At 34.8% G+C, this 16,365-nt stretch carries 11 protein-coding genes; 6 read left to right on the top strand and 5 right to left on the bottom strand.

The window, feature by feature from the left end; all coding sequences use genetic code 11:
- Positions 1-30: 30 nt before the first annotated feature.
- The gene (locus tag CCY99_RS02375) at positions 31-516 is read right to left on the bottom strand and encodes a Fur family transcriptional regulator (protein WP_112059817.1); all 486 of its coding nucleotides are present in this window, start codon (positions 514-516) and stop codon (positions 31-33) included.
- 179 nt (positions 517-695) lie between these two features.
- On the opposite strand from CCY99_RS02375, the gene CCY99_RS09985 reads away from it, so the two are divergent.
- Genes CCY99_RS09985 through CCY99_RS02400 form a run of 5 tightly spaced genes read left to right on the top strand, consistent with a single transcriptional unit; the run spans position 696 to position 8,829 of the window.
- Positions 696-2,009, top strand: a complete 1,314-nt coding sequence (locus tag CCY99_RS09985; protein ID WP_112059818.1) for a methyl-accepting chemotaxis protein — start codon at positions 696-698, stop codon at positions 2,007-2,009.
- A gap of 7 nt (positions 2,010-2,016) precedes the next feature.
- Positions 2,017-3,111, top strand: coding sequence for a pyridoxal phosphate-dependent aminotransferase family protein (locus CCY99_RS02385; protein WP_112059950.1), 1,095 nt, complete (start codon positions 2,017-2,019; stop codon positions 3,109-3,111).
- Positions 3,090-5,168, top strand: a complete 2,079-nt coding sequence (locus CCY99_RS02390; protein WP_112059819.1) for a PBP1A family penicillin-binding protein — start codon at positions 3,090-3,092, stop codon at positions 5,166-5,168. Before CCY99_RS02385 ends, CCY99_RS02390 begins: the two co-directional genes overlap by 22 nt.
- Before the next feature lie 43 nt (positions 5,169-5,211).
- A complete protein-coding gene (locus CCY99_RS02395; protein ID WP_112059820.1) occupies positions 5,212-8,052 on the top strand; it encodes an FAD-binding and (Fe-S)-binding domain-containing protein in 2,841 nt (946 codons plus the stop codon).
- 57 nt (positions 8,053-8,109) lie between these two features.
- On the top strand, positions 8,110-8,829 hold the full coding sequence (locus CCY99_RS02400; RefSeq protein ID WP_181646802.1) for a di-trans,poly-cis-decaprenylcistransferase: 720 nt from the start codon (positions 8,110-8,112) through the stop codon (positions 8,827-8,829).
- 50 nt (positions 8,830-8,879) lie between these two features.
- On the opposite strand, the gene CCY99_RS02405 is transcribed toward CCY99_RS02400, so the two are convergent.
- The gene (locus CCY99_RS02405; RefSeq protein ID WP_112059822.1) at positions 8,880-9,593 is read right to left on the bottom strand and encodes a YebC/PmpR family DNA-binding transcriptional regulator; all 714 of its coding nucleotides are present in this window, start codon (positions 9,591-9,593) and stop codon (positions 8,880-8,882) included.
- A gap of 91 nt (positions 9,594-9,684) precedes the next feature.
- On the opposite strand from CCY99_RS02405, the gene CCY99_RS02410 reads away from it, so the two are divergent.
- Positions 9,685-10,290, top strand: a complete 606-nt coding sequence (locus CCY99_RS02410; protein WP_112059823.1) for a hypothetical protein — start codon at positions 9,685-9,687, stop codon at positions 10,288-10,290.
- Positions 10,291-10,633: 343 nt separating this feature from the next.
- On the opposite strand, the gene CCY99_RS02415 is transcribed toward CCY99_RS02410, so the two are convergent.
- From CCY99_RS02415 to CCY99_RS02425, 3 genes are read right to left on the bottom strand one after another with little or no spacing between them, the layout of a single operon-like run.
- The gene (locus CCY99_RS02415; protein ID WP_112059824.1) at positions 10,634-12,049 is read right to left on the bottom strand and encodes a class I SAM-dependent DNA methyltransferase; all 1,416 of its coding nucleotides are present in this window, start codon (positions 12,047-12,049) and stop codon (positions 10,634-10,636) included.
- Positions 12,042-13,241, bottom strand: coding sequence for a restriction endonuclease subunit S (locus CCY99_RS02420; RefSeq protein WP_112059825.1), 1,200 nt, complete (start codon positions 13,239-13,241; stop codon positions 12,042-12,044). Before CCY99_RS02420 ends, CCY99_RS02415 begins: the two co-directional genes overlap by 8 nt.
- Entirely contained in the window at positions 13,242-16,124 is a 2,883-nt protein-coding gene (locus CCY99_RS02425; protein ID WP_112059826.1) for a type I restriction endonuclease subunit R, read from the bottom strand.
- Positions 16,125-16,365 lie beyond the last annotated feature (241 nt).

Consider the following 16,365-nt stretch of genomic DNA (forward strand, 5'->3'; position numbering starts at 1 on the left):
AAGGATTGAAAAATCTATTAATTAGATAAATTAATAAATTTTTTGCTCTTTTTGACATTTATTGCAAACTACAAAAAGTCGTAAATTATCACTCACAAGCTGACATTGCAAACTATGTGCAATTTGTAATTGTTTATCTTTAATCTCATCATCAATAAATTCTGTTATTTTTCCACAACCAAGACATATAATATGATAGTGATGCTCTTTTGCTGCAATCTCATATCTTTTACCATTTTTATCCACATCTATTGAGGTTACAAAGCCATAAGTTTCTAAAAATTGCAGGATTCTATAAACAGAAGAAATCGAACTATCTTTATTATTTTTTTTCATAATTGCTGCTATTTCTTCGCTATTTAGATGAACTTTACTATTGTAGATTAAGGATAAAATATCTTCTCTTTGCTTTGAGGTTTTAAGTTTTTTTGCTGATACAACTTGTTTTAGTTTTGATAAAACAGAATTTAGAGATTCTACTTTTTTAATCTCTTGGTTATTTAGTTTTAATTCCATAATTTCCCTTTTTTATTTTTATTTATATTCCCAACTTATCCAAGCTATTACTTTAAAATACAAAATTATAACTTATATTGTAGCAATATAATATAGTCAGCATACATAATCATCTATTTTATGATAGAATTCTAAGGATAATTGCAAATATTACTTAAAGTATTGTAAAGGAGAAAAATATGTTTGGTTCGAGGGCTAATAATAATACAGAAGAGCTTTTAAACTCATACAAAAAAGAAATTCAAGAGTTAAGACAAGAATGCAATCTCTATAAAACGATAGCAGGATTCTCGCAAGATGAGGCTATTGTAGCTTTGAAAAATGGAGAGGTTATTTTTAAAAATGAGAAAGTCGCAGCATTAAAAAATTTTGAAGATATTAGAGTGGCATTAAAAGATGGAGTTAGTAAAATAACCACAAATGACCACGATATGTTAGTCAAATCAAAAAGAGTAGATGATATACTTATATTTTCTTTGGTTGAAGAAAGCCCTAGATTAGCATCGAAACAAGGACTTGACTTATTACATTCATATGACAATAGTATCAAAACAGGGACGATTTTCACACAAGCTACATTGGTTAAATTAGTAGAAGAATTGCGTGAGATATTTGAAGCAGCTGCTAATAGCGAAGAGGGAATGAAAAAAGGGCTTAATATCTCAAATTCCTCATCGCAAAAAATTAATATATTATATGAAAAAATGCAAAATGCAATTAGCCTTGTAAGCTCTCTAATCCAGCGAAGTAACGAGATTACAAATGTAATTTCGCTAATTGATGATATAGCCGAGCAGACGAATCTTTTAGCACTAAATGCGACTATTGAGGCAGCTAGAGCAGGGGAGCATGGAAGAGGATTCGCTGTTGTTGCAGATGAGGTGCGAAAATTAGCAGAAAAAACTCAAAAAGCTACAAAAGAAATTGCTATTGTTGTTAAGTCAATGCAACAAGAGGCAAGCGATATACAAACTAGCACAGAAGAGATTAATGAAGTAACAGAGGGTGTAAAAAATAATATAGATGAATTACATGGTATGATAAAATTATTCAAAGATGATGCAGGTATAGCGAAATTAAAAGTATCTTGTGCCAATGATAGGGTTTTCTGTGGATTAGCAAAAATAGACCATGTGTTATACAAACAATCTCTATACTCACTTATATTTAGAATGTCTAATGAATTTAATCAAGTGGATAGCCATTCTTGTCGCTTTGGTAAATGGTATTATGAGGGAATCGGCAAGAAAGAGTTCTCCCATACATCAGGTTATAAAAAAGTTGAATTCCCTCACAACACAGTTCATAATGAAGCAAATTCTCTCGCTAAATTCCTACTTGATACTAGCAAATCAACACCTAAAAATATCATAGATGAAAAAGTAGGAGCAATAGAGGATGCTAGTTCTCAAGTATTTGCTGCTATCGATGAAATGCTAAATGAAAAAATTGCAGGGACTGTAGCAGAAATGTCTTCATTGAATAAAAACTAAGGCATATATGTTTTATACCAAAGAACTAAAGGTATTAGATAAAAGCAATCTACTTAGGGTTAGAAAGATTTTTTCTAACTCTTATCTTGATTTTGCCTCAAATGATTATTTGGGGCTTTCTTACAATAAAAAACTTCTAAAAAAAGCCTATAAATTAGCAAAAACTATACAATGGAACGCTCCACGAGCTTCAATGCTTGTAAATGGATATTCGAAATTGCATTTATTGTTAGAGCAAAAATTAGCAAAAATTAATGATTTTGAAAGTTGTATTATATTTGGCAGTGGATTCTTAGCAAATATCGCATTATTTGAGAGTTTATGTAGAAAAAATGATTTTCTATTTATTGATGAAGAATACCACGCAAGTGGCATTTTAGCCACGAAATTATTGCAAGATAGAGTGGTTTTTTTCAAACATAATGATGAAAATGATTTAATAAATAAGATGAAAAATATCACTTTGAAAAAAGATTCTAGAATCCTAATTGCAATTGAGGGAATCTACTCTATGAGCGGGGATATTGCAAGTGATAGATTCGCAGATATTGCACTTAGTAATAATGCCATATTAATTGTAGATGAAGCCCATAGTAGCGGAACTTTGGGGGAGAATCTACTTGGATATTTTGATTACTACAAGATTCCAAATTCACCAAATTTTATAAAATTAGGAACTTTTTCAAAAGCCTATGGAAGCTATGGAGCATATGTTTTATCAAGTAATCATATAGCACAATATTTGCAAACTAGGGCAAAACCGCTGATTTACTCAACTGCATTATCTACTTTTGATACGGCTTTGGCTTTGGTGAATCTAAACTATATCATTAAAAATAAGAAATTTTTATATAAAAAAATTCAAAATAATAAAAAAATCATTTTAAAACAATTTAAAGTAAAATTAGATTCTCAAATATTTTCAATACAATTTAACAATCAAATGGATATGATAAATAAAGCAAATTTACTACAAAAACATAATATTTTAGTAGGTGCAATTCGCAAACCAACAGCTAAGTATCCGCTGCTTAGGATTATTTTATCAACCAAACACAAAAAAAAGGATATTAAGAAATTATGCAATTTATTAAAAAGCTAAATAAAAAAGTTATATTAGCAATTCTATTACTTGTAGTGTTTTTTATTATAGGTTTCATTGCAATAGTTGTTTATGATACGCAAAGTAAGGTTTCTACGATTATAAATTATAAGCCCGGAATTGCCCTTAAAATCCTAGATAGAAAAGATAGACTTGTAGCAAATGTATTTGAAAATGAATTTAGATATTACACTACTTTTGAGCAGATTCCACCAAAAATCATTGAAACATTATTAGCCGTAGAAGATACAATGTTTTTTGAACATAATGGAGTAAATTTTGATGCCATTTCAAGGGCGATGTTGAAAAATATTAAAAGTGGTGGATATATCGAGGGTGGAAGCACGATAACACAGCAATTGGTTAAAAATGTAGCACTTTCAAGGGAAAAAACTATTGATAGAAAGCTTAAAGAAGCCGTCCTTGCGATACAAGTTGAAAATATATTATCAAAAGAAGAGATTCTAGAAAAATATCTAAATTATATTTATTTTGGACACGGATATTATGGTGTAAAAACAGCAGCACACGGATATTTTAATAAAGAATTACCAAATCTAAGCCTAAAAGAAATCGCAATGCTTATGGCACTTCCTCGTGCTCCATCATATTATGACCCTGTGAAGAATTTTGAATTTTCACTCTCAAGGGCAAATAGCATTTTAGAGCGAATGTTTTCTTTGGGCTGGATTAATAAAGATGAGTATGAAACTGCAATAAATGAAAAGCCAAAGGTGTATGACCAAACATTAACGCAGAATCTAGCTCCATATGTTGTAGATGAGGTTTTACGACAATTAGGACATATCAAAGACTTAAAAACGGGCGGATATATAGTTAGACTAAATATTGATTTAGATTATCAAAAAGTAGCACAAGATGCGTTAATCTATGGTTATGAAAATATTCAAAAAAGATTAGATTCTCTAAATAAAAAAGATAAGAATAAGGAAGAAATACAAGAAGAAGCCGATGATTTACTAAATGGTGCTATTGTGGTTACACAAAGTAGAACGGGAAATGTTTTGGCACTTGTGGGTGGAGTTGATTATGCAAAAAGTAATTTTAATCGCGCCACACAAGCACAAAGACAATTTGGAAGCACAGTAAAACCTTTTATATATCAAATTGCTTTTGATATGGGATATTCTTCTGCAAGCACTATTTCTGATGTGGCACGAAGCTTTAAGGAAATAGAAAATATTAAAAGTGATATGGAAGGTGATGAAGAAATCGAAGAAGAGAGAATCTGGAAGCCAAAGAATTATACGCAAAATTTTAGTGGCATAGTTACCCTAAAAGATGCTCTAAGAAGGTCTCTAAATCTTGCAACTGTGAATCTTGTGGATTTAATAGGATTCCAAAATATATACAATAAAATGCTTGAATATGGATTTAAGAATATCCAAAAAGATATGTCGATTATATTAGGAAGTTTTACTCTCTCGCCAATGGATGCCATAAGGCAATATTCCTTATTTGCAAATTATGGAACGATAAATGAACCAAAACTAATAAGAAGCATTGTAAATGATAATAATGAAGAGATATTTGCAATATCAAATGAGATGGAAAGTGTAGAGGAAAATAATATAAATGAGATTCTAGAAAATATCGAAAAAAATCCACTTGAATTCACAACCCCAAGTCAGGCGTATATAACCATTGATATACTAAGAAGTGTAATAACACACGGAACGGGACGAAGAGCACATGTAAATGGCATAGAATTAGCCGGCAAAACGGGAACATCAAATGATAATGTAGATGCTTGGTTTAGTGGCTTTTCCCCGACACTACAAGTTGTAGTTTGGTATGGTAGAGATGATAATACCCCAATTGGTGAGCATCAAACAGGTGGCGTTGTTGCCGCTCCTGCATTTGCTAATTTCTTTAGGAATATTCTAAAAGTAGAACCCGGCTTAAAGCGAGTTTTTGATATACCAGAAGGCGTTTGGAAACAAAATATTAATGGCGAAGATTATTATTACACAGAAACCTCAAAAATACCAAAACAACGAGGTATAGATAAGATTGACGATAATCTTCTTTTTTAGATTATTGTTAAAACAAAATAGGGCAAAAATATAGGGGCAAAATATGAGTGAGAATCTTTCAAAGGAAATAAATAAGCAGTATTTGGAGTTTTATAACCAAGCACAAGGAATCTTTGGGAATAGAATCTATATTGATTATCTAAGGCGATTTGCATTTGGGACAGATGCATCTTGCTATAGATATGTGCCAAAAATCGTTATTAAAGCATTTAGCGAAGATGAGATTATAAAAATCTTACATCTAAGCGATAAATTTAATCTAGCCGTTACATTTAGGGGTTATGGAAGTTCATTATCTGGACAAGCTTTAAGTGATAGTATTTTGGTAATAACAACACTAAATTGGCGTAATATACTAGCCAATAAAGATTCCATTAGGCTTTCTTGTGGTGTTATTGGCAGTGATGCAAATATGGCATTAAAGGATTTTAATAAAAAAATTGGTCCAGACCCAGCAACACTTGCGATGGCTTCTATTGGCGGAATTATCTCAAATAATTCAAGTGGAATGTGTTGTGGTGTAAAGCAAAATAGCTATCAAACGATTAAATCTATTCGTGTTATATTGCAATGTGGAACTATCCTTGATACAGGAGATAGGGCAAGTGTAGAATCTTTTTTAAATATACATAAGAATCTAGTCAAATCCATTCTTGAGCTAAGAGATGAGATTCTAAGTGATGAGCCACTTTTAAATCTAATTAAACGCAAGTATAAAATCAAAAATACCACTGGATATTCTATTAATTCTTTGGTTGATTTTAGTGATATTGTAGATATTTTAAATCATATTTTTGTTGGCAGTGAAGGGACTTTGGGATTTATTTCTAGTGTTGAGCTTTTTAGCGTTGATGATTATAAATTTAAAGCTTGTGGATTGTTGTTTTATAATGATATATTAGATGCAGCAAAAGCAGTTAAGATTCTATCCCAAAATGATGAAATAATATCTAGTGCGGAGATTATGGATTATTGGTCGCTAAAAAGTGTGCAAAATATAAATGGGATTCCAGATATTATAAAAGAGATAAAAGAGGGCAATACCTGCATTTTAATCCAAACAGAAAGTAATGTTAAATCAATTGTAGAGCAGAATCTAGCTCAAATAAAAGATTCCCTAAAAGACACAAATATGGCATTTGAGCCACTATATAGCCAAGATGAAGCAGTATTTAATCAATGGTGGAATATTAGAAAAGGCATTTTACCTATTAGCTCATCATTACGCGAAGATGGTAGTTCGGTGATAACAGAAGATATTTGCTTTGAGATTGATAATCTTGGTGCTGGGATACAATTCATACAAGATTTATTTAAAAAATATCAATTCAAAGGCATTATATTTGGACACGCACTTAGCGGAAATATACATTTTATTATTACGCCTAATTTAGATGATAGTAAGCAAAGAGAGAATTTTGAAAACCTAGTTTTTGATATGGCAGAAGGCGTATCAAATATGGGAGGAAGCATCAAAGCAGAGCATGGCACTGGACGAATGGTCGCTCCTTTTGTGGAAATGGAATGGGGTAAAAAAGCATATAGTATTAATCGTAAAATTAAAAATATTTTTGACCCCAAAAATTTACTAAATCCTGATGTGATAATCACAAATGACCCATTAATACATACAAAAAATATTAAAGAAATGGCTAAAATCGATGATTTTATAAATAAATGTATGGAATGCGGATTCTGCGAAAAAGCTTGTCCTAGTAATCATCTAACACTTTCACCACGACAAAGAATAGCTGTAGTTAGAGAAATGCAGAGATTAAAAAATCTAAATACAAAAGATTCCAATCAACTTTTTAATGAAATGCAAGAAGAATATCAATATTTAGGTGATGAGACTTGTGCGGTTTGCTCTATGTGCTCTACCTTATGTCCGCTTGAGATAGATACCGCTAAAATCGCATTAAACCTGCGATTAAAACAAGCAAAAGGCAAACATCTAGCAAAACATATCCTAAACCATATGGGCTTTTATGTCAAAAGTGCTTCATTTGGATTAAAAATAGCAAATATGTTTAGTGTGAAGTTTCTAAATAAGCAGTCTTCTGCCATTAGAAAAATAAGCTCATATTTCCCATATATTCCATTAAATTTACCACAAGGCAATAGTTTTCATAAACATCATAATACAGAATCTAATATGGATTCACAACACTCTGTAATCTACTTTACTACTTGTATGAATCGTGCTTTTGCTCCATCTAAAAATATCGCAAAAAATGCCGATAAAAGACCGCTTGATATGGTTGTTACCTCACTTTGTGAAAAAGCAAATATAAATATCATTTATCCGCCAAATATTGAGGGTTTATGCTGTGGAAAAGCATTTGTTAATTATGATGATTTGCAAAAAGAAAATATATCAAAACTAACTCAAATATTACTTAGCACAAGCCAAAATGGCAAGATTCCCATTATTTTAGACCATAGTGCGTGTAGTATGCATTTAATAAAAGCCCTAAAAGATTCGCCTTTGTTGATATATGATTTGCCGATGTATATTTATGATGTTTTAATGCCACGATTAAATATCGTCCCAAAAGATGAAAATATCGCAGTTTATGCGATGTGTGCGTTAAAAAAATCAAATAAAGATTATTATATAGAATCTATAGCAAAATGTTGCACAAATGGTAAAATCATAAAAAATAACTCGTTGTTTTGTTGTGGATTCGCAGGTAATAAAGGCTTTTTCACGCCCCAATTAAATAAAAATGCACTTCAATCTTTAGATACATTTTATGATGATAAAGATGTCAAAAGAGGATTTGGAAGTTCCATTACCTGTGAGATTGGATTAAATGATTATAGTCCGCTTATCTGGCAGCATATCGCATATTTGGTCGATGAAGTCGCAGTAGAAAAGTAGCTTTTATGAGATTTTAGGATTTAAGTTCTTAATAAATATGCGATAGAATCTTTTTTAATGAATAAATCTAAGAGGAATATATTGGAATCTCCAAATGCATTAAATCATCTTGCAATCATAATGGACGGCAATGGTCGTTGGGCAAAAGAGCGGAATTTTAATCGCACAGAAGGGCATAAAGAGGGTGCAAATGTAGTTCGTGATATTACCAAATGGTGTGCGAAAAATCATATTTCATATCTTAGCCTATATGCTTTCTCAACGGAAAATTGGTCGCGTCCAAAGATTGAGGTGGATTTTTTGATGAAATTACTAGAAAATTACCTTATAAAAGAGGCAAAAACATACAAAGAGCATAATATTAGATTTAAAGTCATAGGCGATATAAGCGATTTTTCAAATAAATTAAAAGATTTGATATGTAATTTAGAGGATTCTACTTCTAAAAACTCGTCTTTAACGCAGATTCTAGCTTTAAATTACGGCTCAAGAGATGAGATTGCTAGAGTATTTTTAAAACTTAAGATTCCAAAAAATAGCACAAAACAAGAAGTATCAAAGCTAATAGAATCTAATCTCGATACATTTGATATTCCCGATGTGGATTTACTTATCCGCACAGGGGGCGAAATGAGATTGTCAAATTTCTTGCTATATCAAAGTGCATATGCGGAGCTTTATTTTAGTGATACGCTATTCCCAGATTTTACAAGTGATGAATTAGAAAATATCATAGATATTTATAAGCAACGAAATCGCCGCTTTGGTGCTATATAAATCTTAGGAATCTCCACTTAAAATACTAGATTCCATAATCTAAATTAATATTATGAAATATTTATCCAAATATTTTGCACATCGTCATCTTCCTCGATTCTATCAAGTAGCTTTTCGATTTCTTCGCTCTCCGTTTCACTTAGATTTATAGGGGAGTTTGCGATATATCTTAGGCTAGAATCTAGTGGCGAAATATTTAGTTTTTTTAGTCCATTTGATAAACTTCCAAAATCCTTATAATCGCCATAGATATAGATTTTATCATCATCAATTTCTAAATTTTCTAATCCAAAATCAATTAGCTCTAGCTCGATTTCTTCGAGATTCCGCTCATTTAGCTCACTAGATTCTATCTCAAAAACCGCTTTTCGCTCAAACATAAATTCCAATGAACCATTTGGGATAATTTGTGCATTGTGCTTATTGCAATAGCTCTTTAGATTGGCTATCGTGCGAGTTGGGTTATCTGTGGCACATTCTATTATCATCATTGTTCCAAATGCCGCTTTAGCCTCATATGTTACTTCATTTAGATTCGAGTCTTTTCCACTAGCTCGTTTAATCGCCGCTTCGATATTATCTTTTGGGAGATTTTGGGCTTTGGCATTTAATACCGCCGCCCTTAGCTTAGCATTCATTTCTGGGTCGCTTCCGCCCTCTTTTGCTGCCATAGTTATTGCTTTGGCGAGTTTGGGAAAGAGTTTTGACATCTTATCCCATCTTTTTTCCTTACTTGCTCGTCGATATTCAAAGGCTCGTCCCATATAGATTCCTTAAAAAATTTTCAAAATTATAACAAATTAAGATATTATATATTTTGCCGATTTTAAGATAATTTTCAAAAAGGATTAAAATATGAAAAGGATTTTAATTTTATTGCTTTTATGTGGAAGTGGCTTATTTGCTGCAAGTTTAAAACAAACGACCGTTGGATATTCCTATGTGATATTAGGAGATGCGGATTACCAAGCAATTGAGATTGGGACTTCGATTGTTGCTATTACAAAAAAAGGCATAGTTAGACCTTATACAGGTGTGGAGGTAAGTGTGCCTTTATTCTTCGATTCCAAAGGGAGTAATATACAAAATGCCGATAATAAGGGCTCTGGATTTGGCGTCGCATTACAAGTGCCACTTATATTTGGACTTGAAATAGGTGGATTCTATATCCAAGCGATGGGCGGATATAATCTAAGCTGGTTGAATGACGCATTACGATATATCCCATCCGGTGCGAATGTCTCAGCCCTAAAAACCGCAAAGACAAAAACCATCTCACAAGGCTTTATCTATGGCGGAGGAGTGGGATATAACTTTAGTGTAAATTTTACAATGGGGCTTAGATTTATAAAAGGCTCTATGAATAACGAAATCATAAACGACCCATCAGCCGATGCAATCGACAAAAAATATAAGACAAACTACACAAAGATAATGGCACTTATAGGATATAGCTTTTAGATTGATTTTTAGGAATCTATATTGATTCCTAAGATTCTAAATAGTATTTTAATCAAATCTTATAGAAATCTATAGATTCTCCACTAAACTAAATCCCAAAAATCGCAAGAATCCCAATCCAATAATTGTAAAAATTTGAAGTATCTAAATACCAAATAATCTTTATCCAAAAATCGCAAGAATCCTAAAAACCTAAATCCCAAATAATCTAAACTTTATAAGATTCTCACTCAAGCCCAATTCTCTCAAATCCGCCCAAATCCGCAAGAAACCCACGAGAATCCCACGCCACGAGAATCCCACGCCACGAGAATCCACGCGAATCCAAAACAGCCCAAAAGCCCTAAATCTCCTCCAACACTTTTAGCGCACTTTTTAGATTCGCCTTTATCTCACTTAGCAGAATCTCCGGAGTCGGCAAGTTCTCCGCATCTTCTAGGCTCTCATCTTTTAGCCATAAAATATCTAAGTTCGTCTTATCCCTTTTTAAAATCTCATCAATGCCAAATTTTCTAAATCGCTCATTTTCCGCTCCCTCGCCACTTTTTCGCATCTCATAGCATTTCTCAAAGTCGCTTAAATGCCCCTCATTTAGCGTATTTGTAACAAGGCTTAGATTTACATTCGTCCTTAGGTCATACACCCACACTTCTTTCGTCCTATATCCACTCTCAAGCGGCGGATATTTATCAAAAAATAGGACATTTGCCTTCACCCCTTGCGCGTAAAATATCCCAGTAGGCAGTCGCAAAATCGTATGCAGGTCAAACTCACTCAAAAGCCGCTTTCTCACTCGCTCCCCAGCATTCCCCTCAAATAGCACATTATCCGGCACCACCACTGCGGCTTTGCCATTCATTTTTAAAATACTCATTATGTGTTGTAAGAAATTTATCTGCTTATTTGAAGTCGTGGAGATGAAGTCCTCTCTGGCGTATTCGCCCTTTTCTACGACGATATTTCCGCCCTCGCCCATTATTTTCGTGCTGGATTTCTTGCCAAATGGCGGATTTGTCAGCACCATATCATATCGCTCAGCCCCTAAGCTCACAAGCGAATCACCAGTTTTCACCAGCTCCTTTTCTCCGCCTAGCCCGTGCAAATATAAGTTCATCGCACATAGGCTAACTACAAGCGGCGTTATATCCACGCCACTCAAATTTTCCTCCCTTAGCCTTTTTAGCGCTTTTTTATCTTGCGTTTGGGTTTTCATATATTCATACGCACCGATTAGAAAGCCCCCAGTCCCACACGCTGGGTCGCATATACTCATATCAAATCGTGGCTTCATAACGCTTATGATAGATTTTATCAGCACTCTTGGGGTGAAGTATTGCCCAGCTCCAGCTTTGGTCTCAGTGGCGTTTCTCTGTAGTAAGCCCTCATATATCGCTCCCTTGACATCGCCTAGTCCCAGCCAGTTTTCGCCATCTATTAGGGCGATTAGCCTTGAGAGTTTGGCGGGCTCAGTTATTTTATTTGCGGCTTTTTGGTAGATTTGCCCGATTATTCCGCTTTGCTTGGATAGCTCATTTAGCGTTTTAGAATAGCTAGATTCCAGCTCCTCGCCACTAAGACTTCGTAAAACTTCCCATGAGTATTTTTCATCAATTTTAGAATCTAAGCCGATTTCCCTTGCCTCGCTATCCATTTTTAAAAATAAGAGATAGCTTAGCTGTGCCACATAGTCCGTGTAGCTCACGCCACTATCGCGTAAAATCGAAGCGTAATTCCATACTTTATTTACTAGATTATGCATTTTTCTTAACCCCTCTTTTTTGGCTTAATCCTCCGCTAAATGCGGACTTTAAAAGCGATTTTTTGCTCTTAGATATATTTGCTAGATTATCACCCACTAGCTTTTCAACTTGCTCTATTACTTTAAAATAATGCTCGATTCTTTGGACGATTTTTTCTTGGATTTTAAGTGGTGGCAGGGGAATCTTTTCATTTTTATAATCTTTAAAATAAATATGTGGAATCGCAGAGCCGGAAATATATTTAGTAAAATTTATAGTTTTCATAAAATAATATAGATATTTTAAATACACATTATCATTATTTACCAAATAATGCAAAGTTCCTATAACTGATGATTTTTCCGGTAACAATAAGATTCTGCCAACTCCAGCTCCGTCTTTAAGCACCGCTAAACATTCTTTTTCTTGTTTGTAAAAATCAACATACGAAACAATTCCCTTAGCCCCATAAATGGGATATTTGCCATTTTTGTCTTTAATATCTTTTAAAGCTATGTTTGAGCTTATAGATTCGCAGACTTCCCCAAGTGTTTTTATTTCCCAGTTTGTGGAATCTAGATTCGTGGAATCTAAGCCCATAGAATCCAAGTTTTTAGAATCTAGATTCGTGGAATCTAAGTCAAAAGAAGCCGGATTGAGAAGGGAGCCATTAAAGGCGGATTTTAGGACGGATTGCTTTAATCGCTTTAAATCCTTTTTCACACATTCCAGCAAATCCCTCGCCCTATCCAGCCTAGCAAATCTACTCTCCAAAATCCCCACGATTTCCTTTTGCTCCCCAAGTGGTGGTAAGGGAATCTCTAGCTTTGAAAATTCTCCAATCCAATATCTTTTATGCGTGTCGCTTCTGTGTTGTATCGTCTGCATAAAATAATATACAAATTTGATATTTGCTATTTCTGTGGGGTGTAAAATTTTCATAGCGGACGATTTAACCTTAAAATTAAAATCTACAAATTTCGTAGCGGTTGTAAAATCATCAAAAATTATTACAGGAATCTTGCTAAAAATTCCCTCTGTTTCATTTGTATATCCAAGTATAAAACTTTTTCCAGCGGTTAAAACGGGGGTTTTATAGCTATTGCTATAATGCGTAGTTTTTACAATATATTTAGTGGGTTGTTCGTATTCTAAACATTCCCCAAGCCTTTTAACTTCCCAATTTGCCGGTAGATTCTCTATTTTTCCCATTTATGCCACCAAAGTTGTATTTAAATCTAAAATTATGGAATCTAATCGCTCTCCAAAGAGCATTTTTGCCTTATAGATTCCGCCTAAATCGTCCGCGCAGTCTTGCAAATCGACCTTTTTTATACACGCATTAGAGAGTATATAATCGCGGATTTTTAGTAAAAATGCGTCTTGTTCGGCAGTGAAAACTACGCCCTTTTTTATCTCTCGCCCACGCCATAGATTAAAGCGAGTGATTCCCACGCTTTCAAAGTCGCTTAGCTCGGTATCAATGTCTATGGCGAAGCGCACGAGCTGGATTAGATTTGTCAATCTTTCTTTGCTTTTAAGTGGCTTGACCTTATCGCCGCAAGTCGCCGCATAGGCTTTCCAAAGCGACTTTATATCAAAAAGTGGATTAGAATCTAGCAGCTTTTTATATAGCTCATCGATTAGCTCATAGGTCAAAAATCGGTTTTTATAGGAATTGTTGTAGATAATTGATAGGGCGGTAATCTCGTCCTTGTGCTTTTCAATGTAGTTTTCAAAGTCCGCTATAACCTCGCTATCTTCGGGATTTGGCACATTTCCGGTGGAGATGACCTCATCTGGAGTCCAGTCAATATACATTTTGCATTTTTTGGCTAAGTCTATGAGCTTTTGGCGGAAAGTGGGGTTATTAAAAGGGGATAGAATCTGCTCTTTTATTGCTTCAAAAATGGCGTTGGATTCCGGCGTGGAATGTGTGGCGGATTCTGCGGATTCTGTGGCAGATTCCGGATTAGATTCGGCTTGGGATTCTGCGTTAGATTCTGCGGATTCTCCGGATTCCACGCTGGATTCCACTCCGGATTCTTTGCAAGATTCTATAAAATCCGGGTCAGTTAGATTCAGCAATTCATTTGCGATAGTTCGCAAGGTTTTATCGTTGGTTAATTCTAAGATTTCTTTCAAGTCCTCTTTATCTGCTTTGCGCTCTATTTGGGTGATTCTACGAGCTGTTGTGATGAGCGTATCATCGTCCGGATTGCCCTTTGCGATGATTTCTAATAGCTTTTTAAGCGAGATAGATTTTTTAGTATCCAGCGGACGAGAATCGTTATCCTTCCATTGACGCTCACTTACGCCCACAGCGTCGATTATATAAAACTTCTCTTTGCTAATCGCATTTGGCGTAACTTCTCGTAAGCTAGTGGAATCTATCGTTCGCACGCCTCGCCCTTTCATTTGAAAATAATAGCTTTTAGACTTCACATCACGCATAAAAATCAGCACTTCAAGCGACTTTATATCCGTGCCGGTGGCTATCATATCCACAGTTACGGCAATGCGGAATTTAGGGTCGGTGCGAAATGCATTTATACGCATTTCCGGCTTTGCATTGCCGATATTGTAGGTGATTTTTTGTGCGAATTCATCGCTTTTGCTAAAAACTTCCCTTGTTGCATTTACGATTTCATCGGCGTGGGCGTCATCTTTGGCAAAAATTAGCGTTTTGGGTATCCACTCGCCCTCTTTATGATTTTTCCGCTCCGGGAAAAGCTGGGTAAAAAGGGCGTTTTTATAGGCTTCAATTACGGCTCTAATTTGATTTTTAGCTACCACACTTCTATCCAAGTCGCTTTTGGAATACTCAATATCGTCCTCCAAAGTCTCATAAATAAGCTTTTTAGTGCGTTTATCTCGCACTGGGATTTTGCCGGCTTCTAAGATTCCGCCTTGTTCGCCGATTTTAGTTTTTATGCGGTAAATCTCGCAATCCACATTTACACCATCAATTATTGAGCGCTCCAGCGGATACTCTGCGACTATATTTTTATTAAAAAAGCCTAGCGTATGCGTTGAAGGCGTGGCAGATAGCCCAATGATAAATGCGTCAAAATACTCCAAAACCGCTCTCCACTCGCCATAAATGCTCCTATGGCACTCATCTACGATTATAAAATCAAATGTTTCAATGGGGATTTGGGGATTGTATTTGACCTCCTTTTTTGGCTCTTTATTTGCATTTTCATAGCTGGATTTTTCCTCATTTATCGCCTCAAACTCGCTCTCCCCACAAAGCATGGAATAAAGTCGCTGAATGGTGGTGATGATAACTTTTGCGTCTTTATCAATGGCGTTACTAACCAAGTGGCTAGTGGTATAAACCTCGCTAAACTTGCGATTAGCGGAATCTGCTAGGATAAAATTATCAAATTCCTTTTTTGTTTGGCGACCTAGATTATTCCTATCCACTAGGAATAAAATCCGCTTTGCTTTAGCGAATTTTAAAAGGCGATAGGTGAAATTACACGCTGTGTAGGTCTTACCAGCACCAGTTGCCATTTGTATAAGGGAGCGTGGGCGGGAGCTTTGAAGCGAATTTTCCAAGCCCAAAATCGCCTCACTTTGACACGCCCTAAGATTTGCATTTAGCGGACTTTGGGAGATTGGTGGGATAGGTTTAAGGCGATTTCGTAAAGTGCTAGTTTCTAGCAAGATTTCTTTTAAAAATTCCGGTTTATGAAAGCTAAAAAGATTCCTACTAGGGACATTTATATCCCTAAAATCCCTGAATCTAAGCTCATTTCCATTGCTCTCATAGGCAAAAACCAAATCGCTATTTATATTAAAATGCTCCGCCCAAGATTTGGTATCTTTTGGGAGATTTCTAGCGTAATTACTAGCTTGAATCTCCGCTCCGCCAAGCGAAATCCCCTCTTTTTTTGCCTCGATTACACCACAAGCCTTGCCATCGATAAATAAGATATAGTCCGCAAAGCTCCCATCGCGCATTGCAAACTCCCTAACCGCCACGCCAAGCGAAGCAGTGCGATTAAACTCCGCTCTATCTTGCACGACAAATCCGGCATTTTGTAGCATTTCATCGATTTTTATTCTAGTGCTTTGCTCTGGGGTCATTGACTATCCTTTGTGAATCTTTGCCGCGAAAATTTGCGAAAATTCTTATTAAATTCCTTGTGGATTCTATGGGATTTTAAAGATTTAATTATAACAAAATGGGGCTTATTAAATTGGAGATAGAATTTGCTCTTTGATTGCTTTGAAATATCTTTTGGATTCTTTGAAATCCTTCTATTTTCTAGTAGATGGCTTTATTGGGAAATTTTGCTTATAGAAAGCTAATGCTTTTTGGAAGTTG

It is taken from the genome of Helicobacter sp. 16-1353 (assembly GCF_003288815.1).
In the GTDB taxonomy this organism is placed as follows: domain Bacteria; phylum Campylobacterota; class Campylobacteria; order Campylobacterales; family Helicobacteraceae; genus NHYM01.